At 47.2% G+C, this 21,123-nt stretch carries 20 protein-coding genes, 2 tRNA genes and 1 rRNA gene; 12 read left to right on the plus strand and 11 right to left on the minus strand.

Annotated features, from left to right (window positions below):
• The first annotated feature begins 3 nt into the window (after positions 1–3).
• The 4 genes from rrf to C9I89_RS14970 all read left to right on the plus strand — a co-directional run bounded on the left by rrf (position 4) and on the right by C9I89_RS14970 (position 1,447).
• A 5S ribosomal RNA gene (rrf, locus tag C9I89_RS14955) occupies positions 4–119 on the plus strand.
• A 31-nt stretch (positions 120–150) separates the two neighbouring features.
• Positions 151–227: transfer RNA gene (locus C9I89_RS14960), tRNA-Asp, on the plus strand.
• A gap of 38 nt (positions 228–265) precedes the next feature.
• A tRNA-Trp gene (locus tag C9I89_RS14965) sits at positions 266–342 on the plus strand.
• A 262-nt stretch (positions 343–604) separates the two neighbouring features.
• Positions 605–1,447 (plus strand): endonuclease/exonuclease/phosphatase family protein, encoded by an 843-nt coding sequence (locus C9I89_RS14970; protein ID WP_107284145.1) that lies wholly within the window; start codon positions 605–607, stop codon positions 1,445–1,447.
• Here C9I89_RS14970 and C9I89_RS14975 read toward each other — a convergent pair.
• From C9I89_RS14975 to gloB, 3 genes are all read right to left on the minus strand, one after another.
• Positions 1,437–2,126, minus strand: a complete 690-nt coding sequence (locus C9I89_RS14975) for a Yip1 family protein (RefSeq protein WP_107284146.1) — start codon at positions 2,124–2,126, stop codon at positions 1,437–1,439. The two genes, C9I89_RS14970 and C9I89_RS14975, sit on opposite strands and share 11 nt — an antisense overlap.
• On the minus strand, positions 2,123–3,691 hold the full coding sequence (locus C9I89_RS14980; RefSeq protein ID WP_107284147.1) for a lytic transglycosylase: 1,569 nt from the start codon (positions 3,689–3,691) through the stop codon (positions 2,123–2,125). The genes C9I89_RS14975 and C9I89_RS14980 overlap by 4 nt, the downstream gene beginning before the upstream one ends.
• A 70-nt stretch (positions 3,692–3,761) precedes the next feature.
• Entirely contained in the window at positions 3,762–4,520 is a 759-nt protein-coding gene (gloB, locus tag C9I89_RS14985) for a hydroxyacylglutathione hydrolase (protein ID WP_107284148.1), read from the minus strand.
• A gap of 41 nt (positions 4,521–4,561) precedes the next feature.
• Here gloB and C9I89_RS14990 point away from each other — a divergent pair, with 41 nt between their 5' ends.
• Entirely contained in the window at positions 4,562–5,305 is a 744-nt protein-coding gene (locus C9I89_RS14990; RefSeq protein WP_107284149.1) for a methyltransferase domain-containing protein, read from the plus strand.
• 27 nt (positions 5,306–5,332) lie between these two features.
• On the opposite strand, the gene rnhA is transcribed toward C9I89_RS14990, so the two are convergent.
• Positions 5,333–5,803: a ribonuclease HI gene (gene rnhA, locus C9I89_RS14995; RefSeq protein WP_107284150.1), complete on the minus strand. Its 471-nt coding sequence runs from the start codon at positions 5,801–5,803 to the stop codon at positions 5,333–5,335.
• A gap of 51 nt (positions 5,804–5,854) precedes the next feature.
• Here rnhA and dnaQ point away from each other — a divergent pair, with 51 nt between their 5' ends.
• Together dnaQ and C9I89_RS15005 are read left to right on the plus strand one after the other, a co-directional pair.
• Positions 5,855–6,583 carry a DNA polymerase III subunit epsilon gene (gene dnaQ, locus C9I89_RS15000; protein WP_211315263.1) on the plus strand — a complete coding sequence of 243 codons (729 nt, stop codon included), beginning with the start codon at positions 5,855–5,857 and terminating at the stop codon, positions 6,581–6,583.
• A 7-nt stretch (positions 6,584–6,590) separates the two neighbouring features.
• A complete protein-coding gene (locus C9I89_RS15005; protein WP_107284152.1) occupies positions 6,591–7,832 on the plus strand; it encodes a TIGR03503 family protein in 1,242 nt (413 codons plus the stop codon).
• Positions 7,833–7,904: 72 nt separating this feature from the next.
• Here the strand turns inward: C9I89_RS15005 and fadE are convergent, their stop codons facing one another.
• Complete coding sequence (fadE, locus tag C9I89_RS15010) at positions 7,905–10,361, minus strand: acyl-CoA dehydrogenase FadE (protein ID WP_107284153.1); 2,457 nt, start codon at positions 10,359–10,361, stop codon at positions 7,905–7,907.
• A gap of 586 nt (positions 10,362–10,947) precedes the next feature.
• On the opposite strand from fadE, the gene dauA reads away from it, so the two are divergent.
• The 3 genes from dauA (at position 10,948) to C9I89_RS15025 (ending at position 14,139) form a co-directional block, all read left to right on the plus strand.
• Positions 10,948–12,675, plus strand: coding sequence for a C4-dicarboxylic acid transporter DauA (gene dauA / locus C9I89_RS15015; RefSeq protein WP_107284154.1), 1,728 nt, complete (start codon positions 10,948–10,950; stop codon positions 12,673–12,675).
• A 62-nt stretch (positions 12,676–12,737) separates the two neighbouring features.
• Positions 12,738–13,316 (plus strand): D-sedoheptulose 7-phosphate isomerase, encoded by a 579-nt coding sequence (gene lpcA, locus C9I89_RS15020; protein WP_107284155.1) that lies wholly within the window; start codon positions 12,738–12,740, stop codon positions 13,314–13,316.
• Positions 13,317–13,359: 43 nt separating this feature from the next.
• A complete protein-coding gene (locus C9I89_RS15025; protein ID WP_107284156.1) occupies positions 13,360–14,139 on the plus strand; it encodes a class II glutamine amidotransferase in 780 nt (259 codons plus the stop codon).
• Positions 14,140–14,244: 105 nt separating this feature from the next.
• Here the strand turns inward: C9I89_RS15025 and purN are convergent, their stop codons facing one another.
• Both purN and purM read right to left on the minus strand, forming a co-directional pair.
• A complete protein-coding gene (gene purN, locus C9I89_RS15030) occupies positions 14,245–14,889 on the minus strand; it encodes a phosphoribosylglycinamide formyltransferase (RefSeq protein WP_107284157.1) in 645 nt (214 codons plus the stop codon).
• 4 nt (positions 14,890–14,893) lie between these two features.
• On the minus strand, positions 14,894–15,934 hold the full coding sequence (gene purM, locus C9I89_RS15035; RefSeq protein WP_107284158.1) for a phosphoribosylformylglycinamidine cyclo-ligase: 1,041 nt from the start codon (positions 15,932–15,934) through the stop codon (positions 14,894–14,896).
• 196 nt (positions 15,935–16,130) lie between these two features.
• On the opposite strand from purM, the gene upp reads away from it, so the two are divergent.
• Positions 16,131–16,757, plus strand: a complete 627-nt coding sequence (gene upp / locus C9I89_RS15040) for a uracil phosphoribosyltransferase (protein WP_107284159.1) — start codon at positions 16,131–16,133, stop codon at positions 16,755–16,757.
• Positions 16,758–16,868: 111 nt separating this feature from the next.
• Here upp and C9I89_RS15045 read toward each other — a convergent pair whose 3' ends face one another.
• Positions 16,869–18,122, minus strand: coding sequence for a uracil-xanthine permease family protein (locus C9I89_RS15045; protein ID WP_107284160.1), 1,254 nt, complete (start codon positions 18,120–18,122; stop codon positions 16,869–16,871).
• A gap of 293 nt (positions 18,123–18,415) precedes the next feature.
• On the opposite strand from C9I89_RS15045, the gene C9I89_RS15050 reads away from it, so the two are divergent.
• Positions 18,416–19,645, plus strand: coding sequence for a DUF2066 domain-containing protein (locus C9I89_RS15050; protein ID WP_245905500.1), 1,230 nt, complete (start codon positions 18,416–18,418; stop codon positions 19,643–19,645).
• A 96-nt stretch (positions 19,646–19,741) separates the two neighbouring features.
• Here the strand turns inward: C9I89_RS15050 and C9I89_RS15055 are convergent, their stop codons facing one another.
• From C9I89_RS15055 to arsC, 3 genes are read right to left on the minus strand one after another with little or no spacing between them, the layout of a single operon-like run.
• On the minus strand, positions 19,742–20,179 hold the full coding sequence (locus tag C9I89_RS15055) for a DUF2069 domain-containing protein (protein ID WP_425440418.1): 438 nt from the start codon (positions 20,177–20,179) through the stop codon (positions 19,742–19,744).
• Positions 20,172–20,756 carry an NAD(P)H:quinone oxidoreductase gene (gene wrbA / locus C9I89_RS15060; RefSeq protein ID WP_107284162.1) on the minus strand — a complete coding sequence of 195 codons (585 nt, stop codon included), beginning with the start codon at positions 20,754–20,756 and terminating at the stop codon, positions 20,172–20,174. The genes C9I89_RS15055 and wrbA overlap by 8 nt, the downstream gene beginning before the upstream one ends.
• Positions 20,756–21,106 (minus strand): arsenate reductase (glutaredoxin), encoded by a 351-nt coding sequence (gene arsC / locus C9I89_RS15065; RefSeq protein WP_107284163.1) that lies wholly within the window; start codon positions 21,104–21,106, stop codon positions 20,756–20,758. The genes wrbA and arsC overlap by 1 nt, the downstream gene beginning before the upstream one ends.
• Positions 21,107–21,123: the final 17 nt, after the last annotated feature.

Genomic DNA, 21,123 nt, shown 5'->3' on the forward strand with positions numbered 1-21,123 from the left:
TTGTCTGGCGACCATAGCGCTGTGGCCCCACCTGATCCCATGCCGAACTCAGAAGTGAAACGCAGTAGCGCCGATGGTAGTGTGGGGTCTCCCCATGTGAGAGTAGGTCATCGCCAGGCGCCAAATTGCTTTATGCTGAATAGACACTGCGGAGTGGTAGTTCAGTTGGTTAGAATACCGGCCTGTCACGCCGGGGGTCGCGGGTTCGAGTCCCGTCCACTCCGCCACTTATTTAGAGTTGTATCGCTCTTTAAACTGATACGATAGGGGTGTAGCTCCAATTGGCAGAGCAGCGGATTCCAAATCCGCGTGTTGGGAGTTCGAATCTCTCCACCCCTGCCATCTTCGAAAGCCTCAGCAGAAATGCTGGGGCCTTTTTCGTTGTATAGCTCCAATTGGCATAGCAGCGGATTCCCCTAATACCAAGACAGCGCGTGTTGGGAGTTCGAATCTCTCCACCCCTGCCATCTTCGAAAGCCTCAGCAGAAATGCTGGGGCTTTTTCCGTTTATTCCTTTCCCAACTTATCCAGCTCTTCTATCACGACAGTGGTATGATTTCTGATATCAGTGTGTTTATACCTATAACAGTCGGAAATAATCGAGATGAAGCGTGGGCTTAAGTTTTTTGTTGGTGCTTGCACCCTTGTAACAAGCATTGGATTAGGGTTTATTTCCTGGTCATTTGATGTTGCCAAGGCGCCGGAAGTAACGGCAGATATCGCGAAACCCAATTATTCCTATCATTGTATTGATGGTGCCTCCGACCAACCTTTAGACCAAGATGGTATATTGACTGTTTCTGTCTGGAATATCTACAAACAGCAACGAGAGAATTGGCATCAGGCGATGGAATTGTTTACGGCAGATAGTGAACTGGTCTTATTGCAAGAAGCGAGTTTAAATTCGTCATTAAAGGACTATTTAGATGCATCGCAATGGCAAGTGACGATGGCAAATGCTTTTAAATTCTTAAATACGTCTGCCGGCGTTATGAATCTGTCGTCTGTCGAAGCCATTGAAACGTGTGCTTATCTTGCTATGGAGCCCTGGCTGAGGTTACCTAAATCAGCCCTGCTGGCTCGTTTTTCTCTGTCTAATGGCCAGACTCTGGCTGTCGTTAACCTGCATGGTGTGAATTTTACGTTTGGACTGGATGAATATAAGGCACAAATGGACCGCCTTGGAGCAGTACTTGCTAAACATCAAGGGCCAGTGATTTTGGCGGGAGATTTTAATAGCTGGAGACAAGGCCGGATCGATATTGTTAGAAATTTTGCTGAAGGCTTGCGGCTGAACGCCGTGGTGTTGAGAAAAGATCAGCGGAGTACGGTACTGGGCAAGCCACTTGACCATCTTTATTACAGAGGGTTGAGGTTAATCAAAGCAGAGGCCCCAAAAACGGAAGCCTCTGATCATAATCCAATTATTGCGACATTCAGGCTGTAATAATCATTATCGGCCAGATAATCAAAGTGAGTATCCAGGGTAGGATGGCAATGATAATCGCCTTAGCACGGTCAAAGTCTGTCCAGGCACCTACTGCCGCATAGGTCAGCGCGATGTACCAAGGTGCCAATAGAGGTATTGTGGTGGCAAACGGTGACCATGGATGGTTGAGTGGCAGTTTTAATAATCCGTTCAAACTATTCAGGTCGGCGGCATTAGGCAAAATGTCACTTGGGTTAAACATGATATTAGTATAACTGGCAACATCACCGATGATTGCGGGCAGCATAATAAAGCATGATGCTGCAAGCCATTTACCGAAGCTGTGTTGATAGCTGTTTGCTTTGGTCGCTAGATTTAACCAAAGGGCCAGCACAAAAATACAAGCTGTTCGGCCTAAAATGTCACTGAAGACCTCACCAGCGAGTAAAACCTCTTTAGTCAGCCAAGCTTCCTGAACGTCTTGCTCAACATTTGATAATTGAACAGTCAGCTCCTGCTGTAGCCATGCCATATTGACATGATCAAAGTATGTTCCCCAAAGGATAAAAGAGCCTAAGAGAATGACTAAATAAGGAAGAATCGCCCACTTAGGGCGTTCGTGTACTGCAGCAAAGCAGTCAATGGGTGATCGGAACAGATCCCATAAAGCGATTAATGGGTTTTTTGACGGTGTCATACACTTACCTTGGTTACATCAATGTACAATTTCAGCTTTTGTCCAGGCTTTAAATACTTGCTGGAACTGATTTTATTCCATTTTACTACATCAGAAACTTTTACTTTATAACGTTGAGCAATTTTACTGAGGTTATCACCCTGGCGAATTTCATAATATACCGTGCGAATTACGCCGCCATTGCTGCTGGTTTTCCAAATGTTCAGTTTCTGACCGATACGAAGAGATTGATTTTTAGAGAGGCCATTCCACTTTGTTAGCTGATCGATAGTCACTTTCTGACTGCGAGCAATGGTCCATAGGCTGTCACCTGACTTAACCTGATAAACGGTTCGGTAGCCGCTGCCATGGCTTTTCTGGCTGCGTACTTGCTGCGCTTGGTCTGCCGATGGGAATCCGTCACCATCTTTCATCGCGACAGGGATCAGGATATGCTTACCAGTCCGAATACTGGTTCCGGTTATTTTGTTGGCACGCTGGATTTGCTTCACTGTCGTTTTATGTTTGGTTGCCAACACGCTTAAACTATCACCGGGCTTCACCTGATAACGGACCACATTCATTCCCTGATGGCCATTTTTAGCCAGCTGAGTACTGAAGGCATCCACTTTGTTCGTCGGCAGGAGTAAATGGCTCGGACCATCCGGTGCGGTAGCCCACTGGTTATAGGCCGGATTCAGGCTTTGCAGTTCAGACAGTTTCAGACTGGCATATTGTGCAGCCATAGCCAAGTCCATCTGGATGCCAGGTTCAACGAGCTTTACTGCAGGTTTATTGGCAATGGCCGGGATCTCTATACCGTATGCTTTTTGATTTCTGATGACATCAGCTACGGCATACAGTTTGGGTACATAACCGCTGGTTTCTTTCGGTAAGTCCAGTGACCAGAAATCGGTTGGTTTACCTGCGGCTTTATTATTTCGGATGGCTCTGAATACCCGCCCTTCACCGGTGTTATACGCGGCTAATGCATGCTGCCAGTTTCCGTCAAATTTACGATTAAGGTATTCCAATAAATCCAGTGCGGCGCGAGTTGATTCAACGACATCGCGACGGCCGTCATACCACCAGTTTTGCTCCAGACCAAAGCTGCGGCCTGTTGGCGGCGTAATTTGCCATAAACCAGCAGCTCGGCCATGCGAGTAGGCAAATTGATCAAAAGAGCTTTCAACAATAGGCAGTAAAGCGAGCTCTAGAGGCAGTCCTCGCTTTTCGACTTCTTCAGTGATGTAATAAAGAAAGGGTTCGGCACGCTTAGAGACGGTTTTCAGATGCGTGGGATACTTCAAGTACCAGTTGCGATAATACTGAACCCGCTTGTTGTTTGGGATATCAGTCGTGATTTGCATACTGATCCGTTGCCAAACATCATCTTGTTCATGAGGCGTCGGTATTTTTTCTTCTTTTACAATGGGCTTAGCAGCAACTATCTGAGCAGGTTTGTCTGTTACCTGTGTCTGAGTTGACTTTACATTTTCATTGGTACTTGCTTGCTCTTCTATGGTATTCGTTATTTGGCAACCAGCCAGTAATAGCGCACTCGCTAATATAATTCGTGACTTCATGACACCTGCCTATAGCCAAAATGGTTGATGATAATACTTGTCCAACCACCTTGGTTACAAGTGACCTGAGTCAAAATTCGTCCTTCCATCTTCTCAGTGCGGCAAATGTCTCCAGATCACTATCGTCAAATGCTTTATCTGCAACAGATTTTTTGATACTTGGCTGATCGCAACGCAAAAACGGATTGACCAATTTTTCTTGTCCCAGTGTTGATGGAATGGTGCTAATACCTTGTGCCCGCGCGCGACTGACCTGTTCTCTGTAACGCTGCAGGTGAGGGTTGTCCTGTTCTGCAACTAACGCGAAAGATAAGTTACTGGTCGTATACTCATGGGCACAGTAAACTTCGGTTTCATCCGGCAGGGCGGCAATTTTCTGCAGTGAGCTGAACATCTGAGCCGGAGTACCTTCAAAAAGGCGCCCGCAACCCGCTGAAAAGAGAGTATCGCCACAGAATAGTTTACCGTCGCCAACGTAAGCAATATGTCCTAACGTGTGGCCTGGAACGCCGATGACCATAAAACGCTCGCCAAATAACTCGACCTGATCGCCATCTTCTACCGATTGGGAAATACCAGGGACAGGTTCAGCTGCCGGGCCGACAATATTGATCTGCGGGTAGCGGCGTTTTAGTTCGCTAATACCACCAATATGATCATGATGATGGTGAGTGATTAATATCGCCTCAAGAGTAAGTTGTTGCTCTTCTAATGCCTTGATAACCGGAGTTGCATCGCCAGGATCGACAACAACGCAATGATTATCCGGACTGTGAATCAGCCAGATGTAATTATCATTAAATGCGGGTATGCTTTGAACAGTTAGCATGTATTTAGTCTCCAGCCTTTGAAGGTGTTGAGCAATAACTTATGAAGCCAGCACGCACATTAAAACATATTGAAGCGCCTAACACCTGGTCACAAATAACAAATGGTGAATGGGCCGCTGAATTACTTCAGGCACAACTCGATGAATGGTGTCCGAAGCTGTTTGGCTATCATATGTTGAAACTGGGTGGTTTAAGCTGTGAGTTAGCGAGTGGCCATTGTAACATCCAGCATCAGATATGTATTGATAAGTACAACCCTCTGCATAATTTGATTGCCGAGCCTTTTGATCTACCTTTTATCGAAAAATCATTTGATGCTTGTCTTATTGCTCACCAGCTTGATTATTGCCCCGATCCTCACCGTTTGCTGCGTGAAGTAGACCGAGTGACGGTTGATGACGGCTATATGCTGATCAGTGGTTTTAATCCTGTAAGCCTTCTTGGCCTAAAGGGGTTGTTGCCATGGAACCGTAAAAAATATCCCTGGTCCGGACGGATGTTTATGCCGATGCGGATAAAAGACTGGCTAGGGGTGTTGAATTATGAAGTGGTTTATCAGGATGATTTCGCGGTTTTGCCGGCAACGAAACACCGGGCTTGTGCTGCCTGGGCCGAAAATATGGTAGCGGATCCACTTTCAGCTATTGGGAGCATGTATTTTATCGTCGCCCGCAAGCGTACGTTCCCGTTAAGGCCGATTAAACCCCGCTGGAAATTACGCCGTCAGTTAGCCCCGATGGGGGTCAATTGCCATACTAATGTCAGTCAAAAAGTGAAAAGTTAGCCAGATGTCATCTGACTAACGGTTGGGTCAGACTTCGGCTTGATAACCGACATCGTCTTTGGTCGGAGATTCAGCCGCGCTACGTGCCAGTTCGTCGCAGCGTTCATTTTCGGCATGGCCCGCGTGACCTTTTACCCAATGCCAGTTAACTTCGATATGACGCTGAGTTTCTTGATCCAGGCGTTGCCAGAGATCGGCATTTTTAACCGGTTGCTTAGCAGCTGTTTGCCAGTTCCGTTTTTTCCAGTTATGGATCCATTGGGTGATCCCCTGACGGACATACTGACTGTCAGTTGTCAGGTCAACTTTACACGCCTCTTTTAAGCTGGATAAGCCAACAATGGCCGCCAGTAATTCCATTCTGTTATTTGTTGTCATGAAAAAGCCCGCATTAAGCTCTTTTTCATGTTGTTTATAACGTAAAACCGTACCATAACCACCGGGGCCGGGGTTACCTAAACAAGAACCATCGGTGAAAATCTCTACCTGCTTCGTCATATTTGGTAGTATTCGTTTTAGGGAAAACTTGAGTCTGACATGATCGCTACTATGAAAGCTACTAACGAACGAATTATTGTACTCGATACCGAAACCACGGGTATGAATATGACCGGTCCTCATTATGAAGGCCATCGTATTATTGAAATTGGCGCGGTTGAGATTATCAACCGTAAATTGACCGGAAACACCTTCCACGTTTATATCAAACCTGATCGCACCATTGAAGATGAAGCGGTTGGTGTCCATGGTATTACCGATGAATTTCTGGAAGATAAACCCGTTTATAAAGACGTTCATGATGAATTTCTGGAATTTATTCGTGGTGCAGAGTTAGTCGCCCATAATGCCCCCTTCGATGTGGGATTTATGGATTATGAATTCCGAAAGCTCAATCGTTCAATAGGTAAGACAGAGGATTTCTGTAAAGTTACCGATACCCTGGCCATGGCGAAGAAAATCTTCCCGGGTAAACGTAACAACCTCGATGTGCTTTGCTCTCGTTATGGTATCGATAACTCGCACCGTACACTCCACGGCGCCTTACTCGATGCTGAGATCCTGGCTGATGTTTACCTGTTAATGACGGGGGGACAAACGTCTTTAGCACTTAATGCCGGGAGTGAAGAAAGTGATGCTGGTGCAGAAAGTGGGATCAAACGTCTTGCTTCAGGACGGAAATCATTAAAGATCATCCATGCCTCTGCCGATGAAATACAAGCGCATGAATCGCGTTTAGATATTATTAGCAAAAAAGGTGACGTCCTGTGGCGTCAGTAGGGGATCTATGCTGCAGCGGTTATTACTACTGGTGATGTTATTACCGGTACTCTCTTGGGCAAAAGAGAGTACAGCAATGTCGTGGCTGGATAACCGTTTTCGAGTTGATCCCACTGTGGATCAGGTCTCATTTATGGTGCAAAGAGAAAAGCAGAGTAGCGCTGTGGTACTTGTGCGTCCTGATGGCACGAAATACTACCCCTGGCGTCATCCCGATAATGTCTCATGGCATGAAGAGCCAGAGATGGACATTATTTCCATTGAAAATCCAATGCCCGGTCCCTGGCAAGCCGTTGGCAAGATAACACCGAACAACCAGGTGAAAGTGTTATCGAACTTGAAATTAGAAATCGACGATTTTCCTTCCAGACTATATCAGTCAGAAACCCTTAAATTTACCGCTCGGCTGAAGCAAGATGGCAAATTGCTGACGTTAAGAGATTTTCTGGATCGCATTAAGCTCACTGTGATTTTTTACGAATACGTTGAAAATGCAGAATTATTGCCGAAGGAAACATTACCCGGCCCAATTAAGATTGGTGAATTTACCGATGATGGCTTAGGGCTTGATGAAGAACCTGGAGATGGCATTTTTACTGTCGCCCTGCCGGTCGAGACCCTACCGGGAAAATACAGGGTAAAGATAACATCCAGCAACGGGATCTTCTTGCGTGCCGTCGAGCAAGAAGTCTTAGTTTACCCGCCACCACTGACGGTCAGCTTCATCCAAGGGCGAGATCGCGATGAACCTCACGAGTTAGCCGTAACGGCTGAAGAAGGGGCGTTAGTGCCAGGATCCTTTGCCGCTCATATTGAGCAGGAAGATCCGGAAGGACACGTTGCGATCAGCCAGGGCCATGCCCTGGCTGATGAAAATGGTTTGCGAATTCCGATTCCGCACGGGAAAACACCAGGACGTTATGGCTGGTCAGGTTGGTTATATGCAACTGACACCCTTAATGGGCGGGAGTTGATTTTTAAACTACCGAAAAATCACTTTGCGGTAATGGCAGAATTACAGCTTGATAAGAACCTGGAGGTTTTCCGCTCTCAGCAAGAAGCAAAAGCACAAGCTGAAGAGCAAAAGCGTAAGCAAGAAGAGCAGGAGGCGGCGCGTTCTAACGCCCTGAAAATTGTGCTGGGAAGTAATTTGGCCGTTATTTTTCTGGTTATTATCGTGGGTTTTGTCTGGCGTAAGCGTCAGGTTAAAAAAGCGATAGCTGAAGAATTGTTAGTGATCCCAACTTAATACCCATTCTCGTAATAATCAGACAAAAAAAGGGAAGCATTTTGCTTCCCTTTCGTTTTACGTCAATTAGGGTTAGGCGGCATTACCGATATTGTTTTCGATAGCGTGGTAAGGTTTGGCTGCAAGCTCTTCTGAGGCGAAGTCATCGACATTGATTGTACGTAAACGACCTTCTTCCGCTTTACGTAGCAGGTCTGCTTCTTCCTCATTGATGGCGTTAAGCTCTAAACCGGTCGCCGCAACCTTATCAAGCTGCATGAACGGTAGCTTTTTGCCTGCGGCCTGGCAGACACGATCATAGATGGGTTCAGCAGCCAGAATATCTTTCAGAGCCAGCTCAATCATACCGACGGCATTATTTTCGGTTGCTTCAAGGAATTGGCCTTGACCAATTCGGCTACGTGTATCACAAGGGGTCTGGATAATACGAGCCACTTTATGATCAAGCTTGTCACTGGGTTTTGCACGCCCCTGACCAAGCGGGAAAATAACGGCACGCAGCATGCTTGCAATAAAGCGATTCGGGAAGTTAGCCAGGAATTGATCCAGGGCTTCTTCTGTCTGATACAGAGAATCCTGCAGCCCCCAATGAACAAGTGGCAGATCTTCTTGTTTACAGCCGTCATCAGCAAAACGTTTTAGCGTCGCCGAGGACAGATAAAGCTGACTTAACACATCTCCCAAGCGAGCAGACAGACGTTCTTTTCGTTTCAGTGAACCACCCAATACGGCCATTGAAATATCGGCCAGTAAGGCGAGGTTAGCACTGTAGCGATTCATTTGCTGATAGTAACGGACTGTTGGATCCTTGCGTGGTGCAACAGAGCCACGGCCATCTGTTAAGCCTAGCCAGAGCGAGCGAACCATGTTGCTTATCACAAAACCAATATGACCAAACATGGCTTTATCAAAATCAGTTAACGCCTGCTCCGGATTGTCATTGTAGGCTGCATTCATTTCGTCCAAGACATATGGATGGCAGCGGATGGCACCCTGACCAAAGATGATCATTGATCGGGTCAGGATATTAGCGCCTTCAACGGTAACGGCAATGGGGGCTCCTTGATAACCACGAGCCAGGAAATTACTTGGCCCCATACAGATCCCTTTACCACCGACGATATCCATTGCATCAATAACACTGCGTTGACTACGATGCGTACAGTGATATTTGACAATGGCTGAGATCACAGATGGTTTTTCGCCTAAATCGATGCCAGCGACAGTGAGGTTACTAGCAGCATCCAGGACATAAGCATTACCGGTAAGGCGTGCAAGCGGTTCTTCAATCCCTTCCATTTTACCTATTGGCAGTTTGAACTGGCGACGAATACGGGCATAGGCACCAGTTGCCATTGCCGCTGTTTTAATACCCCCGGTAGAGTTTGACGGTAAGGTAATACCGCGGCCGACAGACAGGCACTCAACCAGCATGCGCCACCCCTGGCCTGCCATTTCTGGGCCACCAATGATGAAATCTATTGGTACAAAGACTTTGTTACCCTGAGTTGGACCATTCTGGAAAGGTACATTGAGAGGGAAGTGGCGTCGGCCGATTTCAACGCCTTCTATTTCGGTCGGGATCAAGGCACAAGTAATGCCGGGCTCTTCTTCATCGCTAAGTAGATGATCAGGATCAAAGAGCTTAAACGCCAGCCCCAATACTGTCGCTACAGGCGCTAAGGTGATGTAACGCTTATTCCAGGTCAGCTCCATGCCGAGCACTTCCTCGCCTTGCCAGATCCCTTTCTTCACGATACCGAAATCAGAAATCGATCCAGCGTCAGAACCCGCTTCCGGGCTGGTCAGGGCAAAACATGGGATCTCTTTCCCTTCCGCCAGGCGAGGCAGGTAATGGTCTTTTTGACTTTGGGTGCCATAGTGCTGCAGCAGTTCGCCGGGGCCTAATGAGTTCGGTACACCGACTGTCGATGACAGTACGGCAGAAACCCCAGTCAGTTTTTGTAACACAAGGGATTGTGCATAAGCTGAAAACTCCAGCCCACCGTATTGTTTATCGATGATCATTGCGAAGAATTTATGATCTTTCAGATATTGCCAGACTTCAGGAGGTAGATCGGCCAGTTCATGGGTGACCTGAAAGTCGTTAACCATGCGGCAGACTTCGGTAACGGGCCCTTCCAGAAAGGTTTTTTCTTCTGCACTCAGACGCGGCGCCGGGATGTCATGCAGTTTGTTCCAATCAGGATTACCACGGAACAGATCCGCTTCCCACCAGACAGTCCCCGCATCAATGGCCTCTTTTTCGGTCCGGGACATTTCAGGCATAACACCTTTAAACAGTTTTAAAGCGGGCTGGCTGAGGAAACTTTTGCGGAGGGAGAAAATATTGATTGGTACCGCAATGACGAGGAACACCAACCAGCTGTATAGACCAACCACATCAAGTACTGAGCCGATTGCAAGTACCGCAGCCAAGGCCAGAGTAAAGGTTTTCAGACTTGTTCTATGGTAGGCGAGTATGCCCGTTATACCTATGAATCCTAGTAGGTACATGAGTGTTACCATGGTGATTCTCCTTATCGGGGCGTAACGTCTCACCTCATTGCTATTTCGTTCAACACTGCTTATTTTTCAAGCAGTAGAGAAAGCGTTCATTTATCTCGATAAATGTCATACGAAAAAATCGCTGCCTTCCCTGTTATTGAACAAAATAGCTGTGAGTTGACCCGTTACAGAATATTTTTAATAAATATACTTTGTTGGACTGGGTACACTTTATGCAAGGTAAGAGGTCTTACCACCAGTTGTAAGTGTAATGGTTTTTTTAACGGAATGTAAAATAATTTTCCACCCTGAAATGGGGTTGTTACGTGCTTGTGGTTTGCTATCCGTTGATATAACTGGGGTTGATCAAAATCAGTGAGTTACTTTTTTGTGCTTGCTAAAATCATCCAGCCTATTAATATAGGAGCATATTGTGATGTTGTTCACGTTAATGCCATGACTATCGACTTCTGTCTGGCGGTAGTGGGCAACATTTTGTCATCTGTTGCCTTTCCCGATCTCCGACTGACACATGCCCGCCGGATCCCTCTTTCGGGTTGACAGCTATTCCTGTTTTTTCTTGTGTACGTAAGTGCAGGGGTTTGTCGTGTTGCTATTTCATGCTTTATCACAAGCGTGGAAGGATGGTTATTCCTTCTCTAAATTTCGTTCTGATATCGTTGCGGGTGTGACGGTCGGTATTGTTGCTATTCCTCTTGGCATGGCTTTGGCTATTGCCGTTGGTGTGCCGCCACAACATGGCCTGTATACCGTTATCGTGGCGGGTTTGTTGGCGGCATTATTCGGCGGCTCTCGATTTAACATCACAGGTCCGACGGCGGCATTTGTGGTGATCTTGCTACCCATCACCCAGCAATATGGTCTGAGTGGTTTAATGCTGGCGACATTAATGTCGGGTGTGATCCTGGTTCTGATGGGGATTTTACGTCTTGGTCAGCTGGTGGCATATGTTCCTTATCCGGTGACAACGGGCTTTACTGCCGGTATTGGTCTGGTTATTGCGTTTCTGCAATTAAAAGATCTGCTTGGGTTATCGGTGGTAGGAAATCCCATTCACTTCCCGGAAAAAGTGATGGCTTATGCCAGCGCGTTACCAAGCGTGGATTTTGCCGATACGACTGTTGGCCTGATCACCATCACCGTATTTATAGCATGGAGTAAATTAAAGACCCGTATTCCACCACATGTTGTTGCTTTGGTGAGCGGTACATTGTTGGCTTTGCTGATGAACCATTTCGGGTCCTCTCACGTTGGATTACTGGGTGAAAAATTCCATTATCAGATCGGAGATTTGATTGGTCAGGGGATCCCTCAGGTATTGCCCCAATTTAGTGTGTTATGGCACAACGATAGTGTGAATTGGTCGCTGGTCGTCGAGTTGCTGCCTGCTGCTTTTATTATTGCGATGTTAGGCTGCATTGAGTCGTTGCTCTGTGCCGTTGTTGCCGATGGTATGACGGGCAAGAAGCACAACCCCAATGCAGAACTCGTAGGCCAGGGGTTGGCAAATATTGTTGTGCCATTTTTCGGCGGTATTCCGGCAACGGCTGCTATTGCCCGTACCGCAACCAATATCCGTTCAGGCGCCTTCTCTCCGGTTTCAGCTATCATTCACGCCCTTTTCGTGCTGGCAGCAATGATTGCTCTGGCGCCAATGTTATCTTATGTGCCAATGAGTGCGTTAGCTGGCCTGTTGATCATGGTGGCTTGGAATATGTCAGAAGCCCCGCACTTTGTGCATACTCTGAAAGTGGCGCCTCGTCGTGATGTCGCAGTACTGTTAACCTGTTTCACGTTGACTGTAGTGTTCGACATGGTAATTGCTGTGGTGGTGGGGTTGTTGTTAGCCGGGGTGTTGTTTATCCAGCGTATTGCCAGCTTGACCACGGTTACTGTGGTAGGTGAACAGCATGAACATCTGGATCTTGGTTCTGATGTGGTTGTTTACGATATTAACGGTCCTCTCTTTTTTGCTGCGAGTGAAAAAGCATTTTCAGTGATTGATCGTTCATCGATTGATACGCGTGCCGTTGTATTGGATTTCACGGATGTTTCTACCATTGATATTACGGCGATTCATGCATTTGAAAATGCATTAGATCGTCTTCGTCATTATCCGGTGTACTTATTGGGAGTTGTCCCGCATGTTAAGACTAAGCTGGCCAATGCGGGCGTATTGGCTGCAGATAATATCACCCTTTATGCTTCTGCTCCGTCATTACGCGAGCATTTGGCAATAAACCATCACAATGTGTCCTCTCAGGAGTCGACACCCTCGACCGTTTCTTTGTACACTGCAGATACAGGCGTATAGCAATTCAGGTGTGTGAAATGTGCCCTGAAAAATCTATTTAATGAATAATCAGAGATAAGCCTATGTATCAAGATATGATTCGTGCAGAGTTAGGTGAAGCTGCCGAAGTGTTAAACCGCTTTTTGAACGACGAAAAAAATATTGCGGATATTGAAGCGGCAGCAAAGCTGCTGGCTGATTCATTTAAACAGGGTGGTAAAGTCTTATCGTGCGGAAACGGTGGTTCTCATTGTGATGCGATGCATTTTGCTGAAGAACTGACAGGCCGTTACCGAGAGGATCGTCCAGGTTACCCGGGTATTGCGATTTCGGATCCCAGTCATTTGTCATGTGTCAGTAATGACTTTGGCTATGAGTACGTGTTCTCTCGTTATCTTGAAGCAGTCGGCGCGCAGGGGGATGTGCTGTTTGGTCTGTCTACCTCAGGTAATTCAGGCAACATTCTTAAAGCGATTGAAGCCGCCCATGCAAAAGGCATGAAGGTGATTGCGCTGACGGGGAAAGACGGCGGCAAGATGGCGGGTTTGGCCGATGTGGAAATTCGTGTTCCGCACTTTGGCTTTGCCGATCGCATCCAGGAAGTGCATATTAAAATTATTCATATTTTGATTATGCTGGTGGAAAAAGAGATGGCGGTATAGCTGTTAAAGAAAGCTGCTATTTAAAAAGAGAGGCATCAGGAATATGTGTGAATTGCTTGGCATGAGCGCAAATGTGCCAACAGATATCTGTTTTAGTTTTACTGGCCTGATGCAGCGCGGCGGAAAAACGGGGCCTCATCGTGATGGTTGGGGAATCGTCTTCTATGAAGGCAAAGGGTTTAGAACATTTAAAGACCCTAATCCGAGCTATCAATCTCGTATTGCCGAGTTAGTTCAGGAATACCCGATCAAAAGCTGCGCAGTGGTCAGCCATATCCGGCAGGCTAATCGGGGAGGGGTGAGTTTAGAAAACACCCATCCTTTTACCCGGGAGCTATGGGGACATTACTGGACTTTTGCCCATAATGGTCAGCTAACAGGCTATGAAGTGCTTGATACCGGACGCTTTAAACCCGTCGGGGATACAGATAGTGAAATTGCTTTTTGCTGGTTGCTAAACCAGTTAGAAGCTAAATTTCCAGATTTACCCAATGACTTCGCGCCAGTGTATGACTATATCGCACAGTGTTGCGATCGCTTGCGCCAGCTTGGTGTGTATAACATGCTGCTCAGCAACGGCAGCTGTGTTGTGACTTACTGTACCAACAACTTGCATTGGATCACGCGCCGCGCCCCATTTGGGCAGGCATCGTTGATCGATGAAGATGTCACGATTGATTTCCATAAGGAAACAACACCCAATGATGTGGTAACCGTGATTGCGACTCAGCCTCTCACCAATGATGAGCGTTGGCATAAAATGCAGCAGGGGGAGTTTAGCGTGTTCCACTTTGGTGAACTCGTTCATAACCGGACCCTGTAGGCGGATGTTGCTGCTCAAGGCGTTGTGATCTAATAGCTGATGCGCTAATGCCGGGTGTGAACAATTTGACGAATAAATAAAAACGCGGCCAGCTGGCCGCGTTTTTTATTCGTCGGCTGCGTAGCCATGGGGAGGCAGTGGTTCGCGGTCTAATACCGCGGCTTCATTCTCCATCATTAAACGATCTTGCAAGAACCAGTTCGCAACTAAAGGATAAATGCGATGCTCTTGCTGCTGTACTCTGGCTGTTACTTCTTCAACCGTATCCTCAGCAAAAATAGGCACTTTTGCTTGCAGGATCACCGGGCCACCATCTAATTCTTCGGTGACAAAGTGGACACTGGTACCATGCTCCTTATCACCAGCATCTAAAGCGCGCTGGTGGGTATGAAGACCGGTGTATTTCGGCAACAAAGAAGGATGGATGTTAAGCATTTTGCCCTGATAGTGACGGACAAACTCATCACTAAGGATACGCATGAACCCGGCCAATATGACTAGTTCTGGCTCGAAGCTATCGATTTGCTCTGCCAATGCCTTATCGTAAGCTTCGCGATCAGCGTAATCACTTGCGGCAAGAGACACCGCTTCAATTCCTGCCTGGCGAGCGCGTTCAAGGCCATAAGCATCAGCTTGGTTTGATAGCACGGCCGTGACTTTTGCGTCTTCAATGGTCCCATTCTGACAAGCATCAATGATAGCTTGAAGATTTGAACCATTACCAGAAATTAGGACAACGATGTTTTTCATCGACTTACTTGATCTCCACCTGCTCTTCGCCTGCGTCAGCGTTAGCAATTTCACCGAGCAGCCAGGCGTTTTCGCCTTCTGTCTTCAGAATTTCAATTGCTTGCTCTGCTTGGGCTTGTGGTAAGGCAATTACTAGGCCAACACCACAGTTGAAAGTACGGTACATTTCGTAGGTTTCAACATTGCCGGCTGTTTGTAGCCAGTTGAAGATTGCAGGCCACTGCCAGCTGTTGCCATTAACAACCGCTTTAGTTCCTTTTGGAAGGACTCGTGGAATATTCTCCCAGAAACCACCGCCAGTGATATGAGAAATCGCGTGAACATCGCAGGATTCCATCATTTTCAGCGTTGATTTCACATAAATCTTGGTTGGGGTTAGCAGGTGATCCGCGAGTGATTTACCTTCCAGATCCTGGTTAAGATCAGCTTGTGACACTTCTATGATTTTGCGGACGAGTGAATAGCCGTTTGAGTGCGGGCCGCTTGAGCCAACAGCGATTAGTGCATCGCCAGCTTTCACTTTAGAGCCGTCGATGATGTCAGCTTTTTCAACCACACCGACACAGAAACCAGCAACATCGTAATCTTCGCCGTGGTACATGCCCGGCATTTCAGCCGTTTCACCGCCGATTAACGCGCAGCCCGCCAGGATACAACCTTCGCCGATACCAGCAACAACACTTGCTGCGGTATCAACTTCCAGCTTGCCTGTTGCATAATAATCAAGGAAGAATAGCGGTTCGCCACCTTGAACAATCAGGTCGTTGACACACATCGCAACGAGATCGATACCGATCGTGTCATGCTTGTTCAGATCCATCGCTAAACGAAGTTTAGTGCCCACGCCGTCGGTGCCTGATACCAATATCGGCTCTTTATACTTGGTTGGTAACGAGCATAGTGCCCCGAAACCACCAATGCCGCCCATTACCTCTGGGCGGTGGGTGCGTTTTACCACCCCTTTAATACGATCTACTAATGCATTACCTGCATCGATATCTACACCAGCATCTTTGTAACTAAGAGAAGAGTTATTGCCGCTCACAGGAGGTCCCTCAACGTATTAAAGTAAAAAAGCGGGAGTATGATAACAGCAGTCAGGGCGGAAAGGGAAACGTTTGCGTCAATAAATCTTGCTGGGTGTTTCCTGAGCAAACGATACCCTTTCCCCTATCAGAAGGTTAATGGTCTAGTGTATAATGGTTCGATTTTTTTAAATTTTGTTTGCTTAGGAGTCAGAAATGAAAGTCGTTGAGGTTAAACACCCACTGGTTAAACATAAGATTGGTCTTATGCGCGAAGGCGACATCAGCACTAAGCGTTTTCGTGAGTTAGCAACGGAAGTAGGCAGCTTACTGACGTATGAAGCGACTTCAGACTTCGAAACAGAAAAAGTTATCATTGAAGGGTGGAATGGTCCAGTTGAAATTGACCAGATCAAAGGTAAAAAGGTAACGGTTGTACCTATTCTTCGTGCTGGCCTTGGTATGATGGACGGTGTACTTGAACATGTACCAAGCGCACGTATCAGCGTGGTCGGTATTTACCGTGATGAAGAAACATTAGAGCCTGTTCCTTACTTCAACAAGCTAGCATCAAACATTGATGAGCGTATTGCTTTGGTTGTTGACCCAATGTTGGCGACTGGCGGTTCAATGATTGCAACGCTGGATCTGCTAAAAGAGAAAGGCTGTAAGCAGATTAAAGTCTTAGTACTTGTTGCTGCGCCTGAAGGTATTGATGCACTGGAAAAAGCACATCCAGATGTTGAGCTGTACACCGCTGCTATCGATGAGAAGCTAAATGACAAAGGCTACATCGTTCCTGGTCTGGGCGATGCGGGTGATAAGATCTTCGGTACTAAGTAAGCCCGAAGTCATGATAGAGAAAAGCCGAACGTAGTCCGGCTTTTTTATTATCTGAATTGGTATAAAGGCTGCAGCTAAGATTGCAGCCTTTTTTATTAGAACTACAATGCCTTAACTTTCTGTGGCATTTCCCATCTGAGCATTATCAACAACATGATTCTCACCCAGATCGTCAGGCAGGATCAGGTTCAGCAAGATGGCAACAATACCGCACAGGCTCACACCTTGCAGGCTGAACTCGCCGATACCGAAAGCCATGCCGCCAATACCAAATACCAGTGTTACCGCCACGATAACCAGGTTACGTGCTTTGTGCAGATCAACCTGGTTCTTGATGAGCGTATTGAGGCCAACGGTTGCAATGGAACCAAAGAGCAGGATCATGATGCCGCCCATAACCGGGACCGGAATAGTTTGCAATATTGCACCTAGCTTGCCGACAAATGCCAATACCAGTGCGGTTACGGCAGCCCAGGTCATGATAATTGGGTTAAAGGCTTTGGTTAGCATCACTGCGCCTGTGACTTCTGAGTAAGTGGTGTTAGGCGGCGCACCAAACATTGATGCCGCAATGGTAGCAATCCCGTCCCCCGCCATCGTGCGGTGCAGGCCCGGTTTTTTCAGGTAGTCTTTACCGGTCACGTTTGAAATCGCCAGTATATCGCCCACATGCTCTACCGCGGGAGCAATCGCCACGGGGATCATAAATAACACGGCGTTAATGTTGAACTCAGGGAAAGTGAAGTTTGGCATCGCGAGCCAGCTTGCCTGAGCAACTGGCGAAAAGTCGACAACGCCAAAGCCCAAGCTCACACCGTAACCTGCAACAATACCGCCCATAATCGGGACCAACTTCAGGAAGCCTTTGGCAAAAACACTGAGAGCGATAGTCACAAGCAGAGAGACGCTTGAAATCCAAAGCGCAGCATTACCATTAACCAATTGAGCCGCGCCATCGCCAGTTTTTCCTAATGCCATATTTACGGCGACGGGTGCTAAGCCTAAGCCAATGACCATGATAACCGGGCCAACGACAACGGGTGGCAGGATTTTATGGATAATCGCAACGCCACGTACTTTGATGATGGCTCCCATCAGCACATACACGACGCCAGCCATCATCAGGCCACCCATGGTGCCAGCGATTCCCCAGGTTTGGACGCCGTAAATAATTGGAGCGATGAATGCGAAAGAGGAAGCGAGGAAGATGGGAACGGAACGTTTAGTGATGATTTGAAAAAGAAGAGTACCAATACCCGCACCAAAGAGGGCAACACTAGGATCCAGCCCGGTAAGTAACGGAACCAGAACCAACGCACCAAATGCGACGAACAGCATTTGTGCACCTTGCAGTACCTGCATCATTGTATATTCCATCCTGTCTGAAAAAAAAATCGCGCAATCCTAGCATGGAAGCAATCGATTACCTAACGGAATTTGTGAGTTAAATCTCACTTTCACCCAGGTTTGTCTGGAATTGCTTGATACCTCATCTTTTCATGAAAATTCCTCGATGTTTATCATCAGGGTCTGTTTATCTTTCAACATGGCAGCAATTATGTTGAAAGATAAACAGACCCTGGTTCATAAGGTAATAATAAACAGTTACACTTGCTGAACATTACCTGATCCCATTATGATCAGAAACTAACTAAGTTATGAAAGAGTTTACTATGTTGCGTTGTGCTTTTTTATTTTTGGCTTTATTAGCCTTGCCGCTTAAAGCCGCAACCGTTACTAATTTATATCAGGCACAGGTTGTCTTGCCTGATACGGATAAGCAATCAGAGCAACATGCTCGTGAAAAGGGCCTTGAGCAGGTTCTGATTAAAGTGTCAGGACAGAGTTCGGTTGGCCAAAATGACGTTATTCGTAAAGCGATGGCGAACAGTGGCCCTTATATCAGTCAATTTGGTTACGGTAACTTAAACGGTGAGCGAACCTTAGAGCTGACGTTTAATAGTGGCCAGATCCGTAATCTGTTAACTCAGGCCCATTCCACAATATGGAGTGAGCAGCGTCCAACGATTCTGGTCTGGATGGTGGAAGACGCCAATCGCGAGCGTGAAATCCAATGGGATCAGTCTGGTAACTCTCTGGAATTGCAGGTGAAGCGAGCCGCAGAGAGACGAGGCTTACCAGTGATGATGCCAATTGGTGATTTCGATGATGTGACTGCGATCAATATCCCTGACTTGTGGGGGGGATTTGTTCAGCCGATTGCTGATGCGAGTATGCGTTACCATCCGGATGCGGTGCTGGTGGTACGTGCCCGTCAGAAGGGCTCTGATGATGTTGAGCTGGCATGGCAGCTATTCACCCAGAAACCAGAACACCTGGTTAACTCTCAACAGGCACCATCGGAAGGTCAAGCCGGAGGGGCGGTTGCTACGGCAACCACCGAGATGATTAATGAGGTGGCAGATAGACTAGCAGCTAAATATGCCGTTCCATTAGGGGGTGTCAGTGAGGGTAAATTCGCCATTCAGCTTGCTAATGTGCAAACGACGGAAGATTTTTTTGCCCTGGAAAGAATGCTGACAAATCTAACGTCTGTGGCATCGGTAAATGCTAACCGTCTGCAGGGGGATAAAGTCACCTTTGACGTTAATCTACTCAGTACTGAAGATGCTTTCCGTCGAGAATTGGGGCAAGATGACCGTATTAGCGAGCAACCTGTTGATGGGCAGAGTACCGTTGACTTCGGTGATGGCAGTGTGGCGATTGCGAAAGATACCACGGCAGACATAGAATTACTGATCAAGCCAGTAGATCCACAAGCGGTTGAAAATGGAGCTGAGGCACCCGTCGATCCGAGCATGGTTGACGTAAGTGCCACGATGGAGCCCGTTTCCGGTCAGATTGAGACCTATTATTGGCAACCATAAATACCAGGTTACCCCAGTCGTGTTGCTAGGTAAGCTTCGATCTAAAAAAGCGCCGTCAGGCGCCTTTATTGTCAGAGAGGCTGGTTGGAGTAACGATTACTTTTGTCCGTGAGCTTCTTTTTCTTCTTTTTCGACCTGAGAGAGACGTTTTAATCCCGTCCCTAATTCTTTGCCGCGAATACGGGCAAACAGGATATTGGTGACAAAAGCCCAGGATACCAGGCCTAATTCCACCCAAGCTAACCAGCGCTCGCCACCATCAACCCATAATATGGTCAAAGCATGAAGGAAATAGAACATCAGGATGAAGTTAGCCCAAGCATGGGTATAGGGCTTTCCTTCAAGGATGCCTTTTAAAGGCAGCAGCAGCGGTAACACCCACATAATAGCAATCACATAGCTGTTCAGGTGCGGGTGAGGCGAAATCATACTCTGCCATAACCCCACCCATAGAATGAGAGATAGGTTGGCGATTAAAGTGATATACCGCAGGCTTTGTGTTCTAGGGCTCATTTTTGTCATATCGTCATCCATTTAACTTCTGTGCTGTCCAGGCCAGTCTTTTTCCGAGGGCTTGTGCTAATACTGCTTCGTCAGGGTGAATGTGTTTACTTTGTCCCTCATTCAGATGTGACGCTCCATAAGGTGTACCGCCATGGCGGGTGGTATGCAGCAGTGGTTCTGAGTAGGGCAGGCCTACCACCAGCATTCCGTGATGAAGCAGGGGCAGAAGCATCGATTGTAAGGTCGTTTCGTGCCCGCCATGCATTGAAGACGAAGATGTGAACACGCAGGCAGGCTTGCTAATTAATGTACCGGACAGCCACTGGGCGCTGGTACTGTCGATAAAGTGCTTGAGAGGTGCGGCCATATTGCCAAAGCGAACCGGGCTGCCTAGTGCCAATCCGGCACATTGCTGAAGATCGGCATGGGTGACAATAGGATCGCCAGTTTGTGACGATCCCGCTAATTGCCCCTGGGGATCAATATCGGCAACGGTGCGTAATATCGCTTCACAACCATCAACCTGTTCAATACCACGCGCGATATGGCGTGCTAACTGACGGGTATTGCCATGGCGGCTGTAGTAGATCACCAGGATTTTCAGCATTACAGAATGTCCAATACCTGCTCTGGCGGGCGTCCTATTGCGGCTTTGTCACCGTTCACGACAATCGGACGTTCGATAAGTTTAGGGTTCGCCGCCATTGCATCAAACAGTTGCTCTTCTGTTACGCTGTCTTCGCCCAGAGATAGCTCTTTATAGACATCTTCTTTGGTACGCATCATTTCCCGAACTGAGCTATAACCCAGTTTGGCGAATAAGCCTTTCAGTTCATCTGCCGTTGGTGTGTCATCAAGGTATTTCACAATTTCTGGTGCAACGCCTTGCTCTTCAATCAGTGCAAGAGTCTGTCGGCTTTTTGAGCAGCGCGGGTTGTGGTAGATAGTGACTGACATTGTTTCTTCCTTTTTAA

The organism is Photobacterium lipolyticum, from assembly GCF_003026475.1.
Classification (GTDB): Bacteria; Pseudomonadota; Gammaproteobacteria; order Enterobacterales; family Vibrionaceae; genus Photobacterium; species Photobacterium lipolyticum.

What these genes read in the sequence shown, in the direction of transcription:
- C9I89_RS14970 (WP_107284145.1), top strand. Translation starts at nt 605, where the DNA reads ATGAAGCGTGGGCTTAAGTTTTTTGTTGGTGCTTGCACCCTTGTAACA.
- C9I89_RS14975 (WP_107284146.1), bottom strand. Translation starts at nt 2,126, where the DNA reads ATGACACCGTCAAAAAACCCATTAATCGCTTTATGGGATCTGTTCCGA.
- C9I89_RS14980 (WP_107284147.1), bottom strand. Translation starts at nt 3,691, where the DNA reads ATGAAGTCACGAATTATATTAGCGAGTGCGCTATTACTGGCTGGTTGC.
- gloB (WP_107284148.1), bottom strand. Translation starts at nt 4,520, where the DNA reads ATGCTAACTGTTCAAAGCATACCCGCATTTAATGATAATTACATCTGG.
- C9I89_RS14990 (WP_107284149.1), top strand. Translation starts at nt 4,562, where the DNA reads ATGAAGCCAGCACGCACATTAAAACATATTGAAGCGCCTAACACCTGG.
- rnhA (WP_107284150.1), bottom strand. Translation starts at nt 5,803, where the DNA reads ATGACGAAGCAGGTAGAGATTTTCACCGATGGTTCTTGTTTAGGTAAC.
- dnaQ (WP_211315263.1), top strand. Translation starts at nt 5,855, where the DNA reads ATGAAAGCTACTAACGAACGAATTATTGTACTCGATACCGAAACCACG.
- C9I89_RS15005 (WP_107284152.1), top strand. Translation starts at nt 6,591, where the DNA reads ATGCTGCAGCGGTTATTACTACTGGTGATGTTATTACCGGTACTCTCT.
- fadE (WP_107284153.1), bottom strand. Translation starts at nt 10,361, where the DNA reads ATGGTAACACTCATGTACCTACTAGGATTCATAGGTATAACGGGCATA.
- lpcA (WP_107284155.1), top strand. Translation starts at nt 12,738, where the DNA reads ATGTATCAAGATATGATTCGTGCAGAGTTAGGTGAAGCTGCCGAAGTG.
- C9I89_RS15025 (WP_107284156.1), top strand. Translation starts at nt 13,360, where the DNA reads ATGTGTGAATTGCTTGGCATGAGCGCAAATGTGCCAACAGATATCTGT.
- purN (WP_107284157.1), bottom strand. Translation starts at nt 14,889, where the DNA reads ATGAAAAACATCGTTGTCCTAATTTCTGGTAATGGTTCAAATCTTCAA.
- upp (WP_107284159.1), top strand. Translation starts at nt 16,131, where the DNA reads ATGAAAGTCGTTGAGGTTAAACACCCACTGGTTAAACATAAGATTGGT.
- C9I89_RS15045 (WP_107284160.1), bottom strand. Translation starts at nt 18,122, where the DNA reads ATGATGCAGGTACTGCAAGGTGCACAAATGCTGTTCGTCGCATTTGGT.
- C9I89_RS15050 (WP_245905500.1), top strand. Translation starts at nt 18,416, where the DNA reads ATGAAAGAGTTTACTATGTTGCGTTGTGCTTTTTTATTTTTGGCTTTA.
- C9I89_RS15055 (WP_425440418.1), bottom strand. Translation starts at nt 20,179, where the DNA reads ATGGATGACGATATGACAAAAATGAGCCCTAGAACACAAAGCCTGCGG.
- wrbA (WP_107284162.1), bottom strand. Translation starts at nt 20,756, where the DNA reads ATGCTGAAAATCCTGGTGATCTACTACAGCCGCCATGGCAATACCCGT.
- arsC (WP_107284163.1), bottom strand. Translation starts at nt 21,106, where the DNA reads ATGTCAGTCACTATCTACCACAACCCGCGCTGCTCAAAAAGCCGACAG.